The 20,299-nt window shown below is 61.6% G+C and carries 18 protein-coding genes; 11 read left to right on the top strand and 7 right to left on the bottom strand.

Annotated elements, in window-relative coordinates; genetic code table 11:
• Nucleotides 1–86 precede the first annotated feature (86 nt).
• From CKV89_RS08350 to mshC, 5 genes are all read left to right on the top strand, one after another.
• Nucleotides 87–467 (top strand): hypothetical protein, encoded by a 381-nt coding sequence (locus CKV89_RS08350; RefSeq protein ID WP_034400357.1) that lies wholly within the window; start codon nt 87–89, stop codon nt 465–467.
• A gap of 75 nt (nt 468–542) precedes the next feature.
• On the top strand, nt 543–1,256 hold the full coding sequence (locus CKV89_RS08345; RefSeq protein ID WP_028326279.1) for an MSMEG_4193 family putative phosphomutase: 714 nt from the start codon (nt 543–545) through the stop codon (nt 1,254–1,256).
• Between the two features lie 92 nt (nt 1,257–1,348).
• Nucleotides 1,349–1,906, top strand: coding sequence for a DUF3090 domain-containing protein (locus CKV89_RS08340; RefSeq protein WP_028326278.1), 558 nt, complete (start codon nt 1,349–1,351; stop codon nt 1,904–1,906).
• Nucleotides 1,907–1,912: 6 nt separating this feature from the next.
• Nucleotides 1,913–2,722, top strand: a complete 810-nt coding sequence (locus CKV89_RS08335; RefSeq protein ID WP_051277064.1) for an SCO1664 family protein — start codon at nt 1,913–1,915, stop codon at nt 2,720–2,722.
• Complete coding sequence (mshC, locus tag CKV89_RS08330) at nt 2,692–4,056, top strand: cysteine--1-D-myo-inosityl 2-amino-2-deoxy-alpha-D-glucopyranoside ligase (protein ID WP_084440799.1); 1,365 nt, start codon at nt 2,692–2,694, stop codon at nt 4,054–4,056. The genes CKV89_RS08335 and mshC overlap by 31 nt, the downstream gene beginning before the upstream one ends.
• A gap of 77 nt (nt 4,057–4,133) precedes the next feature.
• On the opposite strand, the gene CKV89_RS08325 is transcribed toward mshC, so the two are convergent.
• The gene (locus tag CKV89_RS08325; RefSeq protein ID WP_028326276.1) at nt 4,134–4,985 is read right to left on the bottom strand and encodes a PAC2 family protein; all 852 of its coding nucleotides are present in this window, start codon (nt 4,983–4,985) and stop codon (nt 4,134–4,136) included.
• Between the two features lie 208 nt (nt 4,986–5,193).
• Between CKV89_RS08325 and metH the strand changes: the two genes are divergently transcribed.
• Nucleotides 5,194–8,880, top strand: a complete 3,687-nt coding sequence (gene metH, locus CKV89_RS08320; protein WP_411431103.1) for a methionine synthase — start codon at nt 5,194–5,196, stop codon at nt 8,878–8,880.
• Between the two features lie 93 nt (nt 8,881–8,973).
• Here metH and bioD read toward each other — a convergent pair whose 3' ends face one another.
• The 5 genes from bioD to bioB are packed head-to-tail and all read right to left on the bottom strand — an operon-like array spanning nt 8,974 to nt 14,592.
• Nucleotides 8,974–9,684, bottom strand: coding sequence for a dethiobiotin synthase (gene bioD, locus CKV89_RS08315; RefSeq protein WP_084440797.1), 711 nt, complete (start codon nt 9,682–9,684; stop codon nt 8,974–8,976).
• Entirely contained in the window at nt 9,681–10,892 is a 1,212-nt protein-coding gene (locus CKV89_RS08310) for a cytochrome P450 (RefSeq protein WP_095068516.1), read from the bottom strand. Before CKV89_RS08310 ends, bioD begins: the two co-directional genes overlap by 4 nt.
• Nucleotides 10,889–12,046: an 8-amino-7-oxononanoate synthase gene (locus tag CKV89_RS08305; protein ID WP_084440795.1), complete on the bottom strand. Its 1,158-nt coding sequence runs from the start codon at nt 12,044–12,046 to the stop codon at nt 10,889–10,891. Before CKV89_RS08305 ends, CKV89_RS08310 begins: the two co-directional genes overlap by 4 nt.
• A gap of 5 nt (nt 12,047–12,051) precedes the next feature.
• Nucleotides 12,052–13,461 carry an adenosylmethionine--8-amino-7-oxononanoate transaminase gene (bioA, locus tag CKV89_RS08300; protein ID WP_324603332.1) on the bottom strand — a complete coding sequence of 470 codons (1,410 nt, stop codon included), beginning with the start codon at nt 13,459–13,461 and terminating at the stop codon, nt 12,052–12,054.
• Nucleotides 13,462–13,470: 9 nt separating this feature from the next.
• Nucleotides 13,471–14,592, bottom strand: coding sequence for a biotin synthase BioB (gene bioB, locus CKV89_RS08295; RefSeq protein WP_028326267.1), 1,122 nt, complete (start codon nt 14,590–14,592; stop codon nt 13,471–13,473).
• A 122-nt stretch (nt 14,593–14,714) separates the two neighbouring features.
• Here bioB and CKV89_RS08290 point away from each other — a divergent pair, with 122 nt between their 5' ends.
• Nucleotides 14,715–15,281: a TetR family transcriptional regulator gene (locus tag CKV89_RS08290; protein WP_028326266.1), complete on the top strand. Its 567-nt coding sequence runs from the start codon at nt 14,715–14,717 to the stop codon at nt 15,279–15,281.
• Between the two features lie 4 nt (nt 15,282–15,285).
• Here CKV89_RS08290 and CKV89_RS08285 read toward each other — a convergent pair whose 3' ends face one another.
• Nucleotides 15,286–16,158: a RecB family exonuclease gene (locus tag CKV89_RS08285; RefSeq protein WP_084440793.1), complete on the bottom strand. Its 873-nt coding sequence runs from the start codon at nt 16,156–16,158 to the stop codon at nt 15,286–15,288.
• On the opposite strand from CKV89_RS08285, the gene CKV89_RS11885 reads away from it, so the two are divergent.
• Genes CKV89_RS11885 through arc form a run of 4 tightly spaced genes read left to right on the top strand, consistent with a single transcriptional unit; the run spans nt 16,157 to nt 20,267 of the window.
• Complete coding sequence (locus tag CKV89_RS11885; protein WP_154657547.1) at nt 16,157–16,315, top strand: hypothetical protein; 159 nt, start codon at nt 16,157–16,159, stop codon at nt 16,313–16,315. The two genes, CKV89_RS08285 and CKV89_RS11885, sit on opposite strands and share 2 nt — an antisense overlap.
• 2 nt (nt 16,316–16,317) lie before the next feature.
• Nucleotides 16,318–17,520: a site-2 protease family protein gene (locus CKV89_RS08280; protein WP_157728097.1), complete on the top strand. Its 1,203-nt coding sequence runs from the start codon at nt 16,318–16,320 to the stop codon at nt 17,518–17,520.
• A 27-nt stretch (nt 17,521–17,547) separates the two neighbouring features.
• Nucleotides 17,548–18,627 (top strand): tRNA (adenine-N1)-methyltransferase, encoded by a 1,080-nt coding sequence (locus CKV89_RS08275; protein WP_051277056.1) that lies wholly within the window; start codon nt 17,548–17,550, stop codon nt 18,625–18,627.
• Nucleotides 18,624–20,267, top strand: coding sequence for a proteasome ATPase (arc, locus tag CKV89_RS08270; protein ID WP_051277053.1), 1,644 nt, complete (start codon nt 18,624–18,626; stop codon nt 20,265–20,267). The genes CKV89_RS08275 and arc overlap by 4 nt, the downstream gene beginning before the upstream one ends.
• Nucleotides 20,268–20,299 lie beyond the last annotated feature (32 nt).

Raw genomic sequence — 20,299 nt, 5'->3', positions numbered from 1 at the left:
TCTCTCCAGCCCCCGCGGGGATTCATGCCAGGGATCACGCTGCGCAATGGACTGTGGAGCACCCACGAAAGAGGTACTTTCGATGCATGACCGTCAACCCCCGCGTAGCGCTCGACGCCCTCGTAGCAGCGCTGGAACGACACCTCGAAGCTGCTGCCTCCAGCCACGGAGACAACGACCACACAGTGCGCGCTGCCTACGACGCACTGGAGAGCGCCTTCGAACGCTACGAAGAAGCACTCGAAGAAGCGTTCGGCGAGGTCACACCCCTCGTGGTGTTCAGAGACGAGGAGGATGACGACTACGACGACGATGACGACGAGGACTCTGACGAGGACGACGAAGACAGCCTCGACGACGACCTCGACGAACAAGACTTCCGCGCCCAATACCTCGGCCTCGACGACGAAGACTACGACGAGGACTCCGATGAGGACGACGACACGGACGACGACGAAGACGACTAAACATCGCCCGTAACCAACAGAAAACGCCCGCCCGCACCCTCGTGCCAAGGCGGGCGTTTTCCGTACCATCAACAAATGGGATACGTGCTGCTCATCCGCCACGGACGCACCACCGCAAACGCCAACGGCATACTCGCCGGATGGACCCCAGATATACGACTGGACCATGAGGGTGAAACCGCAGCAACAGCACTCGGCCAAGCCCTCACCAGCACCCCCGTAACCCAGATAGTCGCCAGCCCCCTGCAACGCTGCCAACAGACCGCCAAAATCATCGCCACCACAGCCTGGCCCCACCTAGCAATCGACACCGACGAACAACTCGGCGAATGCCGCTACGGGCAATGGACAGGCAAACCCATCAACGAACTGACCAAACTGCCCCTATGGCAGCAAATACAGCAACAACCAAGCGCAGTGACCTTTCCCCATAGCGAGACCTTCGCAGGAGAAGGGCTAGCGCACATGTCCGCCCGCGTCATCGCAGCAGTACGCCGCATCGACCACACCAACCACACCACCAACGGCCCCGAAAGCATCACCGTTGTGATCAGTCACGGCGACCCAATAAAAGCAGTCCTGGCCGACGCCGCCGGAGCCCACCTCGACACCTTCCAACGCCTGCACGTCACCCCAGCCTCAACCTCACTCGTGCAATACACCGACTCCAAACCACTCCTACACGCCATCAACATTCCACCCTCCGGCGTTGCTGAAACTCTGCGCCGCATCCACACCGCTGCCACCCACGTACCCACCGGCGACGGCGCCATCGGCGGGGGAGCATGACAAACCCCAACCCGCCAACAAAAACATCACAACCTGCATCGATAAGCCCGTCGTAACCGCTATGAATCCCCAATGAGACTAGGGTGATCGACATGGCGGTTATCGAGTACGACCCCCCGGAAAGGTTCACCGTAGGAACCGTAGGTCAACCCGGCGCGCGTCAATTCTTCCTGCAAGCCACCCAAGGACGACGCATCACAACCGTCACCATCGAAAAAGCCCAAGTGTCAGCACTCGCTCAACGCATCGACGATCTACTCGACACCGTCGTTGGTGACGAATTCGACGACGCTGCAGAGCTACTCATCGATAACGCCCCCCTAGATATGCCACTAGCCGAGGACTTCACCGTCGCCGCCCTCGCCCTGGCATGGGACGCAGAACGCGACCGCATCATCATCGAATGCCACGCCCTCGACGAAACATACGGTCCTCCACAAGCCCTAACACACCTACACCAAGAACCCGACCCCGACGAGGACCCAACCCAACTCGTCCTGCGCATAGTCATCTCCGCCGCTACCGCCCGAGCCTTCGCCCACCGCGCCCACAACGTCGTTGCAGCCGGACGGCCAACCTGCCCCTTCTGCGGCGAACCCCTCAACCCCCAAGGCCACATGTGCCCCCGCGCAAACGGATTCAAACGCTAACTAGGCATGACACCCCAACCCCTCACCCCCGAACAACTTCACACCGACGACATCACCCTCATCGGGCGCCTCACCGAAGCATCCAACGCCGTATACCTGGCACACACAGCAGGACACCCCATCGTCTACAAACCCATCAGCGGCGAAACACCCCTATGGGACTTCCCCCACGGAACACTCGCAGCCCGCGAAACCGCGGCCTACCTCATCTCCGCTGCCGGAGGATGGGACCTCATCCCCACCACCGTGCTGCGTGAGGGCCCCCTCGGGCCAGGCTCAGTACAAGAATGGATCGGCCCCACCCCAGAAAAAACCGGCCACCTACACCACCGACCCACATCCACCCCACTCATCAACCTCCTACCCCCAACAGACCTACCCCCAGACTGGGTCCCCATCGCCCACGGCACCGACCACAACGGCACCCCCACCACCCTGGCCACCGCCGACCACCCCCAACTACGTTCCCTGGCCACGTTGGATGCAGTACTCAACAACGCCGACCGCAAAGGCAGCCACATCCTGCTCTGGCACGAACACATATGGGGCATCGACAACGGCCTATGCCTATCCGAAACACCCAAACTACGAACAGTCCTATGGGGATGGGCCGGCAAACCCCTACCCAAAAACGACATCGAAAAACTCACAACCCTGCAGCACGCACTCCACAGCACACTAGAAAAAACCCTCAAAGAACTCCTCACCCCCACCGAAATCACCGCCCTGCACCAGCGCATCACCGCACTACAACACACACAACACCACCCCCACCCCGACCAAGAATGGCCCGCACTGCCCTGGCCACCCATATAAAAACCGGCACCAAAGACACAACCCCCGACCCAACCCCAACAAACACCCAACACCGCAGTCGGTACCCTTGGCGAGTGCGAACCTGGGCATCACCACACATCCCCACCGTCACAGGTACGGGAATCGAGCCGACTATCACCGACAGCAGCAGCGGCGAACGCAAACCCGTCGACGCTCCACCAACCGCGCGGCTCTACATCTGCGGAATCACCCCATACGACGCCACACACATGGGTCACGCCGCCACCTACGTCATGCTCGACCTCCTACACCGAGCACTCCTGGACGCAGGCCACGAAGTGACATATTGCGAGAACGTCACCGACGTAGACGACCCGCTCCTTGAACGCGCCGAACGCGACGGAGTGAACTGGCAAGACCTCGCCGCCGAACAAACAAACCTCTTCCGCGACGACATGGCCGCCCTACGCGTCCTACCCCCCAACCACTTCATCGGGGTGAGCGAATACATCGAACCCATCGCAGCCGGAGTCACCAAACTCCTGGACAACGCAGCGGCCTACACCGTGCCTATCACCGACGGAACCGCCGTCAGCGACACAGCACACGACATCTACCTCGACCTATCTACCCAATCCACTTTCGGAAACTCCTCCACATGGTCCCGCAGCCGCATGATGGAAGTCTTCGCTGATCGCGGCGGAGACCCAGACCGTGAAGGCAAACGCGACCAGCTCGACCCACTCCTATGGCGCGCAGCCCGAATAGGCGAACCCGCCTGGGACGTTGAGGGCCTACCCTCCGGACGCCCCGGATGGCACATCGAATGCACCTGCATCGCCCTGGACCACCTCGGCCCCAGCTTCGACGTCCAAGCAGGCGGAGTCGACCTCATCTTCCCCCACCACGAAATGAGCGCCGTCCAAGCCGACGCTCTAGCCGGAGAAGGCTCCTTCGCCCGTCTCTACCTCCACCAAGAAATGGTGGGACTCGACGGAGAAAAAATGAGCAAGTCGAAAGGCAACCTCATCTTCGTCTCCAAACTCCGCGCAGCCGGTGAAGACCCCATGGCCATCCGCCTGGCCATCCTCGCCCACCACTACGCCACCGCCTGGGAATGGACCGACGAAGTCCTCCACACCGCCAAAGAACGCCTCCACCGCTGGCGCACCCACATTCCCGCCCTACCCATCGAAGCCCAAAACGCCATCGTGCACCACGTACGCGAACGGATAGCCGACGACCTCGACGCCCCCGGCGCACTCGCTGCTATCGACGCGATCCTGGCCGGACACACACCCGCAGACGCCCCCGCCGATGCGGACAACCTTGCCGCCCGCATCATCGACGCCATCCTGGGCATCGCCCTCTAAACACACAAAACCCCTGGCTGCCCCCCTTGGCCACCACAGGCCGGGGGAGTGGCCAGGGGTGGCCAAGCAGCGGAAAGTTACATCTCTTCACCATCACGGCCACGCAAATACCGCTCAAACTCCCGAGCGATAGCATCCCCCGAGGCTTCCGGCGAATCCACCGTATCTTTGGCCTTCTCCAGAGACTGCACATACTCCGCGATCTCCGCGTCAGCCGCCATCAACTCATCCACCCCCTGCTCCCACACAGTCGCCAAATCGATCAAATCCCGCCGCGGAATATCCACCGACAACAAACTCTCCAGGCGCGCAATGATCGCCAACACCGCCTTAGGAGACGGCGACGAAGCTGCATAGTGCGGAACCGACGCCCACACCGAAACACTCGGAATCCCGACATCCCCAGCCCCAGAACTGATGATCCCCGTGATCCCCGTCGGCCCCTCATACGAGGGCGCCTCAAGCCCTAACTCCCGCCGCAACGACTCATCCTCGGCATACACCCCCACCGGAGTTGGCCGCGTATGCGGAGTATCAGCCAACAACGCCCCAATCGTCACAAACATGGAAGCCCCGCAGTCCTCAGCGAAACCCACCACATCCTCAACAAACGAGGGCCACCGAAACGACGGCTCAGGCCCGCGCACCAGCACCACATCCCTCTCAGGCAACACCCCCCGAGCCACCGCGAAACGAGTACTAGGCCAATTGATCATCCGATCAGCCCCCGTACCTGTCACCGTTGGCCGAGTCACCTGAAAGTCGTAATAATCCTCCGGATCCAAGGTGGCCATCTCCTCGGCATCCCACACATTCGCCAAATGGTGACTGGCGCCCGTCGCGGCCTCTCCGGCGTCGTTCCACCCCTCGAAGGCCGCAATGAAGACGGGGTCCCTAAGGGGGCCGTTCTCCTGGGTCTCGATGAGCATCACAACATCTCCTGTTCTGTGCGGTAATCGGGAAGGCCCGATGTCGACCTCGGGATGCTACTGGGAGGAACGACTCAGACAACACTAGGGGTAGGCACTGTCCCTCCGCAGCGCCGCATCGTTGAGAAAGCACCATCTACAGCCTCGTAGTATGGATCCGGCGCGCTTAGGCGCGCCGCCCTCCTCTGTGTCGAAACGAAGGGTCCAGATTGTGAGCAGCCGCTCCGTAGAACAAACAGCCGAGCGTTCCGCATTGGTACGTAGCCTTCTCAAAGAACGCGTACTCGTCGCTGACGGCGCCATGGGAACAATGCTGCAAGCAGCAGACCCCAGCATGGAAGACTTCCAGGACTACGAGGGCTGTAACGAAATCCTCAACGTCACCCGACCCGACATCGTCTCCTCGGTGCACCGCGCCTACCTCGACGTCGGCGTCGACATGATCGAAACCAACACCTTTGGCGCCAACTTCGGCAACCTAGGCGAATACGAAATCGTCGAACGCACCTACGAACTCGCCGAAGCCGGGGCACGTATCGCTGCTGAAGTTGCTGCCGAATACGAAACCCCCGAAAAACCCCGATTCGTTCTGGGATCCATCGGCCCAGGAACCAAACTGCCCTCCCTGGAACACGCCACCTACGCCACCTTGCGCGACTCCTACCAGGAATGCGCCCGCGGACTCATCGACGGCGGCGCCGACCTCCTCCTCATCGAAACCACCCAAGACCTACTCCAGGCCAAAGCAGCCGTCGTCGGCGCTAAACGTGCCAACACCGCCGCAGGCACCGACGTGCCGATCATCGCCCAGGTCACCATTGAAACCACCGGAACCATGCTCATGGGATCCGAAATCGGTGCCGCCCTCACCGCCCTCCAAGCACTGGGTATCGACGCCATCGGTCTCAACTGCGCCACCGGCCCAGCCGAAATGAGCGAACATCTGCGCTACCTGGCCGACCACAGCCAGATCCCACTGTCCGTCATGCCCAACGCTGGCCTTCCCGAACTCGGCAAAGACGGCGCCTACTACCCCTTGTCACCAGAAGAACTCGCCGAAGCCCACGAACGCTTCACCACCCAATACGGCGTCTCCATCGTCGGTGGCTGCTGCGGAACCAGCCCCGCACACCTAGCCGCCGTTGTCCAGGCCGTCGGCGGTAAACCAGTCACCCCCCGCACCCCCGAAACCCAAGCCACAGTCTCCTCGCTCTACACCGCCGTGCCCCTACGGCAAGACCTCAGCTTCCTCTCCATGGGGGAGCGGACCAACGCCAACGGCTCCAAAGCATTCCGCGAAGCAATGCTCGCCGGAGACTGGGACACCTGCCTAGAAATCGCCAAAACCCAAACCCGCGACGGCGCACACGTCCTCGATGTCTGCATCGACTACGTCGGCCGTGACGGCGTAGACGACATGTCCACCCTTGCCGCCAAACTCGCCACATCCAGCACCCTGCCACTGGTGCTGGACTCCACAGAACCAGCCGTCATCCAAGCAGGCCTTGAACGCCTCGGCGGCCGCGCCATCGTCAACTCCGTCAACTACGAAGACGGCGACGGCCCCACCTCCCGCTACACCCGCGTCCTCGAACTCGCCAAAGAACACGGCGCAGCCGTCGTCGCCCTCACCATCGATGAAAACGGACAAGCACGCACCGCCGACGACAAAGTCCGTATCGCCCAACGCCTCGTCGACGCCATGACCGGGCCCGAATGGGGAATGCGCGTCGAAGACATCATCGTCGACTGCCTCACCTTCCCCATCGCCACCGGCCAAGAAGAAACCCGCCGCGACGGCATCGAAACCCTCGAAGCAATCCGCCGCATCAACGAGCTCTACCCCGGCATCTCCAGCACCCTGGGCGTATCCAACGTCTCCTTCGGCCTCAAACCCGCCGCACGCATCGTCCTGAATTCCGTCTTCCTTGACGAAGCCGTCAAAAACGGACTCACCTGCGCCATCGTCAACTCCGCCAAAATCATCCCCACCTCCCGCATCCCGGAAGAACAGGTCAAAGTCGCGCTCGACATGATCTACGACCGGCGCGAATTCGACGACAACGGCGAATGCACCTACGACCCGCTCGCCACCATGCTCGAAATGTTCGAAGGCGTGGATTCCGCATCCCTCAAACAAGAACGCGCCGCCGAAATGGCCGCACTACCACTGGGGGAGCGGCTCCAACGCCGCATCATCGACGGCGAACGCAACGGCCTAGAAGCAGACCTTGACGAAGCCATCGCCGAAGGCCGTAAAGCCCTCGACATCATCAACGACGACCTGCTCGAAGGCATGAAAGTCGTCGGTGACCTCTTCGGATCTGGACGGATGCAGCTACCCTTCGTGCTCCAATCCGCCGAAACGATGAAAGCCGCTGTCGCCCACCTCGAACCCACCATCGAGGCCCAAGAAGCCGAAGCAGGCAACACCGGCAGCCGCGCCAAAGCCAAAATCGTGCTCGCCACAGTCAAAGGCGATGTCCACGACATCGGTAAAAACCTCGTCGACATCATCCTGTCCAACAACGGCTTCGACGTAGTCAACATCGGGATTAAACAACCCGTGAACGACATCATCGCCGCCGCACTGGAACACGACGCCGACGCCATCGGCATGAGCGGACTCCTCGTCAAATCCACCGTTGTTATGAAAGACAACCTGCTCGAATTCAACGAACGCAACATCGCCGAACGATTCCCCGTTCTCCTGGGAGGCGCCGCCCTCACCCGCGCATTCGTTGAACAAGACCTCGCCGAGCTGTATGGCGGTGAAGTCCGCTACGCCAAAGACGCCTTCGAAGGCCTACGCCTGATGGAAAACGTCGCCGAAGCGAAAAAGAAAGGTATCCCCGTCGGTGAGGTGTTCCCCGCCCGCCGGGAACGCCGAGTCCGCAGCAACGTGGCTTCCCCGAACATCGAAGGCGCCTCCACCGACGACACCACACGTTCAGACGTCACCGAAGACAACGAAATCCCCACCCCACCGTTCTGGGGAACACAACTGGTCAAGGGCATCCCCCTAGCCAAATACTCCGCATACCTCGACGAACGCGCCACCTTCCTGGGGCAGTGGGGACTCAAACCCACCCGTAACGCCTCACAAAACGCTGAAGAAGAGCTCACCTCTATCCCCGCACGCGACTACGAAGAACTCGTCGAAACCGAAGGACGCCCGCGCCTACGCATGTGGCTCGACCGGATCCTCGCCGAAGAAATCATGCAACCGGCAGTCGTCTACGGGTACTTCCCCTGCTGCAGCGAAGGCAACGACCTCGTCGTGCTCTGGGACAGCGACGGCCAGCACGTCGAAGGCACCGCACGAACCCAACCCGCACCCGGCAGCGAAGAAACCGCCACCATGGTCGAGCACACCGCCGGTGAAGAACGCATCCGGTTCTCCTTCCCACGGCAGCGCCGCGACCGCAGGCTCAACCTCGCAGACTTCTTCCGCTCCAAAGAGAAATACGACGCCGACGGCACCCCTGACGTGATCGCATTCCAGCTCGTCACAATGGGCGCGCACGTATCGACAGTCACGGCAGGGCTCTACCAGGAAAACGCCTACCGCGACTACCTCGAACTGCACGGCCTATCCGTTCAGCTCACCGAAGCGCTAGCCGAATACTGGCACTGCCGTGTACGCGACGAACTCGGCTTCACCGATAGCGCCGACCTCAAACTGGGTGACGTCCTCGACGTGAAATTCCGCGGATGCCGATACTCATTCGGCTACCCCGCCTGCCCCGAAATCGAAGACCGAGCTGGTCTAGTCGAACTACTCGAACCCGAGCGAATCGGCGTAGAACTTTCCGAAGAGTTCCAGCTCCACCCCGAACAATCCACCGACGCGATGGTCGTCCACCACCCAGAAGCCAAATACTTCAAGGTCTGATACACCGCAACAACGCATATATGTCTGGGGGTCAACCACATGGTGTGGTTGCCCCCCAGACATATATGCACGACACAAACCCCTCTCAAAACTTCACAACGCACACCCAAACCACTCAGAAGCAGCAGCACAAAAACGCTCCCGCTCCCACGCGCCAGCACCCACCGGCACCACCCCCAACAACGGCACCCCATACCGGTGCGAATCACCCAACCCCGCAAGATGACGACGGTTATCTTCAGCAATAGGGCCCGGATCATCTGGCCACGCCCCAATCACCACCCCACGCACACGAATACCCCGCGCCAACAACGCCTCCAACGTCAACTCCGTGTGATTAAGCGTGCCCAAATCTGCCCGCGCAACCACAACCACCTCACACTCCACATCAGGACACGACTCACCCAAAGCGCACACCAAATCAGCAACCGTGCCATGCTCCCCATCCAACTCCACCAACACCCCACCAGCACCCTCAACAAAAACCACATCACACTGCGCAGCCAACCCAGCAATCCGCTCCACATGCGCACCCAACGACGGCAAACACACCCCCTCTCGCGCCGCAGCCTGCACCGGCGCCATCGGCGCAACCAACCGAACCCCCTCACTGAGGCACTCAACCCCCGACAGACGCGCCACCACCTGCACATCACCCTCCTGCCCAGGCACCACCCCCGTCTGCGTCGGCTTATCAACAGCAACCCGCCCACCACAGGCCCGCACACTGGCCACCAACGCAGCAGTAACCACCGTCTTACCCACATCAGTATCCGTACCAGTAACAACCACAACGCGACTCACAACCCCACCCCCGCAACCCCCACACGCACCGCATCCGGCGCCTGAAACGAACTCAACCGCCACCACCGCGCATCCGGCCCCACCGGCACAACATCAGGCAACGCCACAGCAGCACGCCGCACAATCAACGACGCCTCCACCTCAGCCAGCCTTGCACCCAAACACCGATGCACCCCAAAACCAAACGCCAACCCATACCCCGTGCCCCGCACCGCCGCCTGCACATCCACATGATGACCACTCAACTCCACCAACAACTGCGTCCCCGCCGGGATACACCTGCCAGCAAGCGTCGTATCCCGCACCGCCTGACGCTGCCACGCCGCCACCGAAGACGTCGTCGCCAACAACGACCGCACATGCTCCCGCGCCGCAGCCTGCGCCGTCACCTCATCAGCACCACCCAACCTCGCCCACAAGCCACCAGAACGCACCGCCGAATACAACGCAATATCACCCAACATCGCCGTCGTCTCCTGCCCACCAATCACAAGAAAAAACGCCAACGAAGCCCGACGCCGCGCATCCACCCCCGCCTCCCGCAACGCATCAAACACCGTCCGAGACCCCGTACGAACCTCAATCGCATCCCGCAACCACGCAAACAACTCCGCCGCGCTCACCGCCAACTCAACCTGACGCTCCCGATCCGGAAACCCCCAAAACAACTCCAATGAATCCTGACTCCACCGTCGCAACGACACCGGCTCAGGCATCGGCATCCCCGTCAACTCCGTAAACACCGGCGCCGCCACCCGACGCGTAAGCGCCACACTCAAATCAACCACCGCACCCGAATCCACCACCTCACGCACCCCACCCAACGCCTCATCAGCCAACGCCTGCGCCCGCGGCACCACCCCATCCACCCGCCGTGGAGACACAAACCCAGCAACCACCCCACGCACCAACCGATGCGCCGCACCACTAGCCGAAGCCAACACCGGAGGCAACGCAAACCCCACCCCCGCCAACACCCGCAACGCCTCCGGGCACAACGGTACCATCGCCGTCAACGCATTCTCCGGACCAAAATCATCCGCCCGCCCCAACACCTCACGCACCAACACCGGATCACTCACCCGCACAAAACCACCCAACCCCGACCCCACATCAGGCACATGCGCATCCAAATACGCATGCATCGGACACCCCGCCTCACCCAGCGAAGCACCCAACGAGACGCCAACAGCACCAGTCACAGTCACAACGAACTCCCATCCACAACCGACGACGAAAAACCCCGCCCAACACCCGCCCCATCCACAACCTCACGCACCACCCGCGCAGCCTCCTGCACCTGCGCCAACGGAACACTGCCATCCACACTCAACCGCAACCGAGAAACCCCATCAGGCACACTCGGAGGCCGAAAACACCCCACCCCCACACCACGCTGAGCCACCCGCCCAGCCAACTCCACCGCCACCGACGCATCACCCACCGGCACCGACTGCACCGCCCCCGGCGCACGCCTCACACCACAAATCCGCGCCACCGCATCCGCACGCACATGCAACCCCGCCACCAACTCCGGCGACCCCGCCACAATCCGCGCCGCCCGCGCCGCCGCAGCAGCACACGCCGGCGCCAACCCCGTATCAAAAATGAACGACCTAGCCGTGTTCACCACGTGATCCCGCAACACCTCCGGGCCAGCCACAAAACCACCCTGAGACCCCAACGCCTTCGAACACGTTCCCGTCACCACCACATGCCCCACCCCAGCCAACCCCGCAGCAACCACCCCACCCCGCCCCTGACCCAACACACCCACACCATGAGCCTCATCCACCACCAACAACGCGTCATACCGAGCACACGCCTGCGCCAACCCCACCACATCGGCCGCATCACCCAACACCGAATACACCGACTCCACCACCACCAACGCACGCCGAACCTTCCGCTCCCGCAACACCCGCGCCACCGCCCCCACATCACCATGCGGCGTCACCACCAGCTCAGCCCGCCCCAACCGAGCCGCATCCATCACCGACGCATGCACATGCTCATCCACCACCAACAACGTCCCCGGCCCCGCCAATGCCGACACCACCCCCAAATTCGCCGTATACCCCGACGAAAAAAGCAACACCGACGGCTGCCCCACCAGCTCACCCACCGCCTGCTCACACTCCACATGAGCCAACGACGTACCCGAAACCACTCGACTAGCCCGCGCTCCGGCCCCAAACCTCTCCACCGCATCCCGCGCCGCCGCACATACCCGAGGATCACGCGACAACCCCAAATAGTCATTACTCGACAAATCCGTCCGCACCACCGCAGCAGGCCCCGCAGCACGCACCCACCCACGCCGCTGCCGAACCAAACGACGCCCCTGAACCCATTCCCACATCGAACTCACCGCGACCCCACCCCATACACCGCACCCACCGCCGAGACAATCCCCGCAGCAACCTGCGCCACCTCCTGAGCCGACGCCACATACGGCGGCATCGTGTACACCAACCGCCGGAACGGACGCACCCACACACCCGCCTCCAACGCCGCTCGAGTCACCGCAGGCACATCCACCTCCTCACACAACTCCACTACCCCCACACCACCAAGCACCCTTACATCCATCACCGACGGCAACTCCCACGCCGCCTCCAAACCCCGCAACAACTCCGACTCCAACATCGCAACCTGCCCACCCCACCCCTCACGCACCAACCCCACCGACGCCCCAGCCACCGCACACGCCAACGGATTAGCCATAAACGTCGGCCCATGCAGCAACGCCCGAAACTGCGAGCGCGTAATCACCTCACCCACCCTGGCCGAACACAACACCGCCGCCAACGTCATATACCCACCCGTCAACGCCTTACCCACACACATCACATCCGGACGCACTCCCGCCCACTGCGAAGCAAACAACTGCCCAGTGCGCCCAAACCCCGTCGCAATCTCATCCAACAGCAACAACAAACCATGCTCATCAGCAACCCGCCGCATCGCCTCCGGCGCCCACACATACATGCCCCCAGCCCCCTGCAATACCGGCTCAGCCACCAACGCCGCCACATGATCAGCATGCTCAGCCACCACCTGCTCAAGCTGAGCTACCCACGCCTCCACCTGCGCCTCATCAGAGACCAACACCCGACCCGCAGCCGAACACGGCATCCCCACCCCACCATCAACCACACTCGCATCAACCAACCGCGCCACCGGTGGACGCGGCAAAAGCACATGCCGCGGCAACAGCGCCGGAAAAGCCGCATGCATCCCATCCACCGGGTCACACACACTCATCGCACCCAACGTGTCCCCGTGATACCCACCCCGCAATGCCACAAAACCACCCCGCTGCGGGCGCCCCTGCGCAGCCTGATACTGCACAGCTAGCTTCAATGCCACCTCCATCGACACCGACCCCGAATCGGCAAAAAACACATGCGCCATCCCCGGCGCCAACTCCCGCAATTGCTCCGCCAACTCCACCGCCGGCGCATGCGTCAAACCACCAAACATCACATGCGAAAACCGCCCCACCTGCTCACGCACCGCATCATCCAACACCGGGTTGCGGTACCCATGCACCGCACTCCACCACGAACTCATCGCATCAACAGCCTCAAAACAGGCACCATCGGCAGCCTCAACCGACAATCGCGTGCCCTGCGCCGCACGCACCGCGTACGGCGCAGGACCATCCAACGGCGCATACGGATGCCACACCAAGCCACGATCTCGGCCGATCACATCCACACCACCAGCCGACTGATCCAGGCCAGCACCAACGCCGTCAACAGATTGCGACACGATCACACCTCACGCATTCGGAGCCAACGACGTCCCCGCACCGCGATGCCGCACCGTTGCGTGCACATGCCCACCGCAAGCATCCTCAGCCGAAGACGCCCCCGGGCATACCTGCGACGACTCATCCACACACTGCTGGGCAACATGCTCAGCAGAGCCGACAATCACGAAACCCCCATCCCGGATCATCGCCACATCATCCTGAGTCGCCTGCCCCTCACTCGTGAGGTAATCACCCAAGAAAATCGAATTCGCGACATGCAACGCCAACGGCTGCAACGACCGCAAATGCATCTCCCGACCACCAGCAATACGCAACTCCGCCGTAGGAGCAGCGAACCGTGCCAGCGCCAACACCCGCAAACACCGCGAGGGCGTCAACGACCACTCCTGGGAAAAAGGCGTTCCCTCAAACGGCATCAAGAAATTCACCGGAATCGAATCGGACTTCAACTCCACCAGTGCAAACAATGCCTCAACGATCTGCTCATCGCTTTCACCCATCCCCACGATCAAGCCCGAACACGCAGATAGACCAGCATTCTTGGCCTTCGTGATCGTATCCACCCGATCGGCGTACGTATGCGTAGAACACACCTGGTCATAACGAGACTCAGCCGTGTTGACGTTGTGGTTATAGGCATCCACGCCGCATTCATGCAGCTGCTCAGCCTGCCCATCCTTCAAAAATCCCAAACAGGCACATACTTCCAGGTTCGGGTTCTCCTCCTTCAAGCGAGAAACAATGTCCCCGACCCGCTCCACATCTCGGTTACTCGGGCCACGCCCACTGGAAACTAAACACACCCGCGTCGCCCCAGCGCCGATACCGTGCTGCGCCTGCTCCAACGCCTGCTCCGGCTTCAACCACGAATATTTTTCAATCGGGGCAGTCGACCCCAGACGCTGACTGCAGTAGTTGCAATCCTCAGGGCACAACCCAGACTTCAAATTAACCAGGTAGTTCGCTTTCACCGTGTTACCGAAGTACGCCCGCCGGAGCCGCCCAGCCGCAGCGACAAGATCCAACAGGTCTGCCTCAGGGGAACTCAAAATCGCCAGGGCATCCTCACGCGTTAATGGCTCGCCAGCAAGGCAACGGTCAGCTAAATCTGCATAGTTAGTGAACACCGTTCAAGAGTAAGCAGAAAACCTTGAACAATGTTCAAGAACGAACATGATCCACGCCCCAACCTCACCTCGCCCCCACCACCTACCCTCAAAACCCCACACCACGCCCGACAGGAGCCCCCGTGACACTCACCCGTGACACCATCGGCCAAGCCGCCCTCACCCTCATCCAACAAGCAGGACTGCCATCCCTATCAATGCGAGGCCTAGCCACCCACCTCGGTGTCGCCCCAGGCGCCCTCTACTGGCACGTCGACAACAAACAAGAACTCCTCGCACTCCTAGCCGACACCATCCTCACCAGCCCCCCATTCACCCCCACCACACCCGCCCCCGACACACGCACACCCGCCACCCTCGCCAACGACCTACGCACCTGCCTACTCGCAGTACGCGACGGAGCCGAAATTGTCTCCTTCGCCCGCGCCCTCCACCCAGAGGACCCCACGCCCATCACGCCCATCACCCACGCCATCCGCCGCCACCACCCTCACGCCCACCACGCAGAATGGACCGCCCGCACACTCGTCCACTTCATCCTCGGATACGTCGCCGAAGAACAAAACCGCAGCGAACTCACCCGCGCAGGCCTCACTCAACCCACCCCACCAACCCAACCCACCGACGCCGCATTCACCTTCGGAGTCGAGGCCATCCTGTGCGGATCACTACACAACAACCCCACCTAAAACCTCACGAGACACACGAAACCCCCTGCTGCGCAGCCTCCCGCGAATCCGAAGCAGCCGTACCCGCCGTCGGATCCAAAGCCCGCTCAATCGCGCCCTCAGGAATAGCCGGAGCAGTCCCACCCCAGGCAGGACATACCTGCTGAAAATGACACCACGAACACAACTTGCTCTTCGAGGGCAAAAACTCACCCACCTCAGCCGCAGCAGTAATCGCATCCCACAACGCACGCACCTTACGCGCCAACCCCAACAAATCCTGCTCCACCGGATCAAAACGAATAATGTCCCCATCCCCCAAATACACCAACTGCAACCGCGCTGGAACCTGCCCCCGCATCCGCCACAACACCAAGCCATAAAACTTCATCTGAAACAACGCCTTACTCTCAAACCCCACCCCAGGCGAACGCCCAGTCTTGTAATCCACCACACGCATCCGGCCATCAGCAGCCACATCCAGCCGATCCACATACCCCCGCAGCGTTAACCCATCCAGATCCGTCTCCACATACAACTCACGCTCGGCAGGCTCCAACCACTGCGGATTCTCCAACGTGAACCACCGCTGCAACAACGCAGTAGCCTCCCGGTGCCACGCCCGCACCGCAGACTCATCCTGTGCATCCACCACCCCAGCCAGCTCCGGACGATCCTGCAACATCCGCTCCCACGTCGGCGCCACCATCGACACCGCCAACTCCTGCGTCCGCTCCGCCGCAGGCACATCAAAAAGATGCTCCAACACGTCATGCACCAACGTGCCCCGCGCCATCGCAGCCGTCGGAGGCTCAGGCAACTTATCAATCACACGAAAGCGATACAGCAACGGGCACTGCATAAAATCAGAAGCACGGGACGGAGAAAGCGCTGGCATGCCCCCAACCCTAAACACGCCCACCGACAACCAGCCCAACCAACCCCCCACACCACCCAAAAACACCCCCGAAACCACCACCCTGCAAACCCAGTTTGTCATCAGCACACCCCATGCCGACGTTCAGGCCACCCCCGCCATTGAAGTACTGTCATGACCATGCCCCGCCCCACGGACACCAGCGGACCCGCCCCGTCCCGTCCCGCCACGGCACCGCACCAGCGCCCCTCCGGTGCCGTCTTCGTCGGCACCATGATCGGAACCCCCATCTACGTGGGAATCAGCTGGTTCCTCATTGCCGCCCTCCTCATCACCACACTCGGACCACAATTCGCGCGCCTCGTACCCGGCATCGGCTGGGCCTCCTACGCAGCCGCCCTCCTGTACTCCCTCCTGCTGCTCGCCTCCGTCATGGTCCACGAATTCGCACACGCACTCCTCGCACTACGATTCGGATTCCGCGTCGACCGCGTCATGGCCGACCTCATGGGTGGACACACCGCATACGACGCCGAAAACATCACCCCCGGCAAACAAGCCGCCATCGCAGCCGTCGGGCCACTAGCAAACGGCCTCATCGCCCTATGCGGAATAGCACTCGAAAACATCGTCACCGACCCCCTCGCCCTCGTCCTGACCGGCGCAGTCACCTGGACCAACGCATTCGTCGCAATCTTCAACCTCCTACCCGGAATCCCACTCGACGGCGGACACATCGTCTCCGCCCTCGTCTGGAAAGCCACCGGAAAACGCACCACCGGCACACGCGTAGCCGCCCACGCCGGACGCCTCCTCGTCCTCGCCGGCATCGCAGCCCTCGCCTACGGCATATGGACCGCAAGCCCATGGGGATCACTCTGGAACATCGCCGTCGCCGTCGTCCTGTCCGCATACCTATGGACCGCAGCCACCCAAACCCTCAAAACCTCCAAACTCCTCACCCAACTCGAAAACGTCGACATCACCACCCTGCTGCACCCCGTCCGCATCATGCCCATCGACGCCCCCCTCAGTGAGATCCCCGGACGCGGACCTAACGAAAACGGAAACCTACCCGCCGTCGTCATCGTCACCGACACAGACGGAACCCCCCGCGGATACCTCGACCCAGAAACCGTCCGCATGGCCCTCGAACACAGCGGACCACACACCCCCGCCTCCGCCGGCATGAAACCCACAACCAACAGGTGGGTCCTCGAAACCCAACAACACAACCTCGACGCCGAAACCATCGTTATCGCAATGAACGAAATGGACTCACCCATCGTCGTCCTCGTCGAAAACGGCACCCCCTTCGCCGTCGCCGAAGCAGGCCTCATCGCCTCCGCCCTCAACAACCCCTCACACCGCACGCAAAGCTGACCAGCTAATCCGCCCTAGACTGGATAAGTGACCAACGCAAGCAAGCAAAACCACTCGGCCGAACCTACCGGAGCGTCTCTGCGACGCGGCCCCTTCCAAGCCGGGGAACGCGTACAGCTAACCGACCCTAAAGGGCGACTCCACACGGTGACGCTCCAACCCAAAGGCCAATTCTTCACCCACCGCGGCAGCGTCGAACACGACGACCTCATCGGCGCCCCCGACGGATCAACAGTGAAGAACACCGCCGGCATCGAGTACCTCGCGCTACGGCCACTGCTGTCCGACTACGTCATGTCCATGCCACGAGGCGCCCAAGTGGTCTACCCCAAAGACGCCGGACAAATCGTCGCAATGGCTGACATCTTCCCCGGCGCCCGCGTCGTCGAAGCAGGCGTCGGCTCCGGAGCACTATCCATGTCACTCCTACGAGCTGTCGGCGACAACGGACACCTCTACAGCTTCGAACGCCGAGAAGAATTCGCCCAGATCGCCCGCGGCAACGTCGAAGCATTCTTCGGAACAGAACACCCCGCTTGGACCGTCACCGTCGGCGACCTTGTAGAAGCCCTACCAGACACCTGCGAACCAGGCACCATTGACCGCGTCGTCCTCGACATGCTCGCACCCTGGGAATGCCTCGAAGCCGTCGCCGAAGCACTCATGCCCGGCGGAGTTCTCATCTGCTACGTAGCCACAGCCACCCAGCTCTCCCGCACCGCCGAAGCAATGCGCGACCACGGCGGCTTCGCCGAACCAGCCGCCTGGGAATCACTCGTGCGCGGGTGGCACCTCGAAGGACTAGCAGTACGCCCCGAACACCGCATGCACGGCCACACCGGATTCCTCATCACCGCACGCCGCCTAGCCCCCAACACCGCCCCACCACTACGCAAACGCCGCCCAGCAAAAGGGGCACACGACGAAACAGTCACCCCCTTCGGCGCAGGAGAATGGACCCCAGCCGACGCAGGCGAACGCCCCCTCTCAGACAAAAAACTGCGCCGCACAGCACGCGAAGCCGCTACAAACGCTGCACACATGACCGAACGGACAACCGGAGCCCGACCAGAAGGCTCCGCGCCACCCCCCGGAGGCTGCAGATGACCGGACCGACTCCTGACCCAGGAAGACCACGAACCCAACCAACACCAGCCACGGCACACGAACACAGCGGCCACCCCGAGCGGCTAGAACACGCAAACGCTCAACTAGCGCGCCGCAACGAACAACTTGTCGAGGCCCTCAACTCAGCACGGGATGCACTAGCAACACTGCGAGAACGAGTCGCTGCGCTCGACTCACCCCCGCAAACCTATGCCGTGGTCACCTTTGCCCGCGACGCATGGGCCGACCTTGTAAGCAACGGTCGGCCCATGCGGGCACGTCTAGCCCCAGGGCTGGAAGATCGACTCCACCCCGGCGATGAAGTACTCCTCAACGAGGAACTCACCGTTGTAGCCCGCATCGACCCCGACGACAGTCCCGCACGCCACGGAGACGTGATGATCGTGCACGAACTATGGGACACAGACCGACTCGTTGCCACCGCACGCGGCGAAGACCGACGCGTTGTGTGCCGAGCCCACCAACTACAATGCGTGCCACTTAAACCAGGCGATCCAGTCCTCGTCGACCCCCGCGCTGCTCTCGCCCTCGAACCGGTCCCCGTGCTCGAAGTCGAAGATCTCACCCTCGAAGAAGTTCCCGACATCTCCTATGACGACATCGGTGGGCTCTCTGAGGAAATCGATCAAATCCGAGACGCCATCGAACTGCCTTACCTGCATCCAGAGCTATACCGAGACCATCAACTACGCCCGCCTAAAGGCGTATTGCTCTACGGACCTTCCGGAACAGGGAAAACTCTGATCGCAAAAGCAGTCGCTGCTTCTTTGGCACGTCAAAGCGCCCAACGCGATGTAGCATCCTCCGATGCATCTGGCACGCCACGCAGCTACTTCCTCAACGTCAAAGGGCCCGAGCTGCTCAACAAGTTTGTTGGAGAAACTGAACGACAAATCCGAGTAGTTTTCACCAAAGCTAAAGAGCACGCCAGTGACGGCATCCCCGTGGTTGTGTTCTTTGATGAGATGGAAGCACTATTCCGCGCGCGGGGCTCGGGAATCTCATCTGATGTGGAAACCACGATTGTTCCCCAGTTGCTCGCTGAGATTGACGGTGTAGAACAGCTGAACAACGTGATCATCATCGGAGCGAGCAACCGTGAAGACATGCTCGATCCCGCAGTGATGCGGCCCGGTCGGTTAGATACAAAGATCCGGATTGGTCGTCCTGATGCGAGGGCAGCACGGGAAATCTTCAGCAAATACGTGGTGCCCTCACTGCCCTTGGGGGCAGGAGTGCTTGCTGAGGCTGACGGAAACCGACAGGTAGCAGTCGCGCATCTCATCGATACGGTGGTGGAATTCATGTACGAGCGCAGCGAGGAACGTCGCCTGTGTTCGCTGGTATTCGCTTCCGGACGCAGGGAAGACGTTTATTTCGCTGACGTTGTTTCTGGCGCGATGATCGCCAATATTGTTGACCGCGCTAAGCGTTTAGCGATTAAGCAAGTCTTAGCCGGGGGAGACAAAGGACTCACGGTTGAGCATTTGCGGCAAGCATGCGCAGCTGAATTCCGTGAGAGCGGCGACGTTCCCGGTGCAGTTAGCGCAGATGAATGGTGGCGTGTGCTGGACACTAGGGGTGAACGAGTGGTGGATGTGATTCCACCAGTGCGGTGAAGCGAAGCCAACGAGGTCAGCGCATACCGGAA

Origin of the sequence: Dermatophilus congolensis (assembly GCF_900187045.1) — a bacterium.
In the GTDB taxonomy this organism is placed as follows: Bacteria; Actinomycetota; Actinomycetes; order Actinomycetales; family Dermatophilaceae; genus Dermatophilus; species Dermatophilus congolensis.
This window is presented reverse-complemented; position numbering and strand designations above follow the sequence as displayed.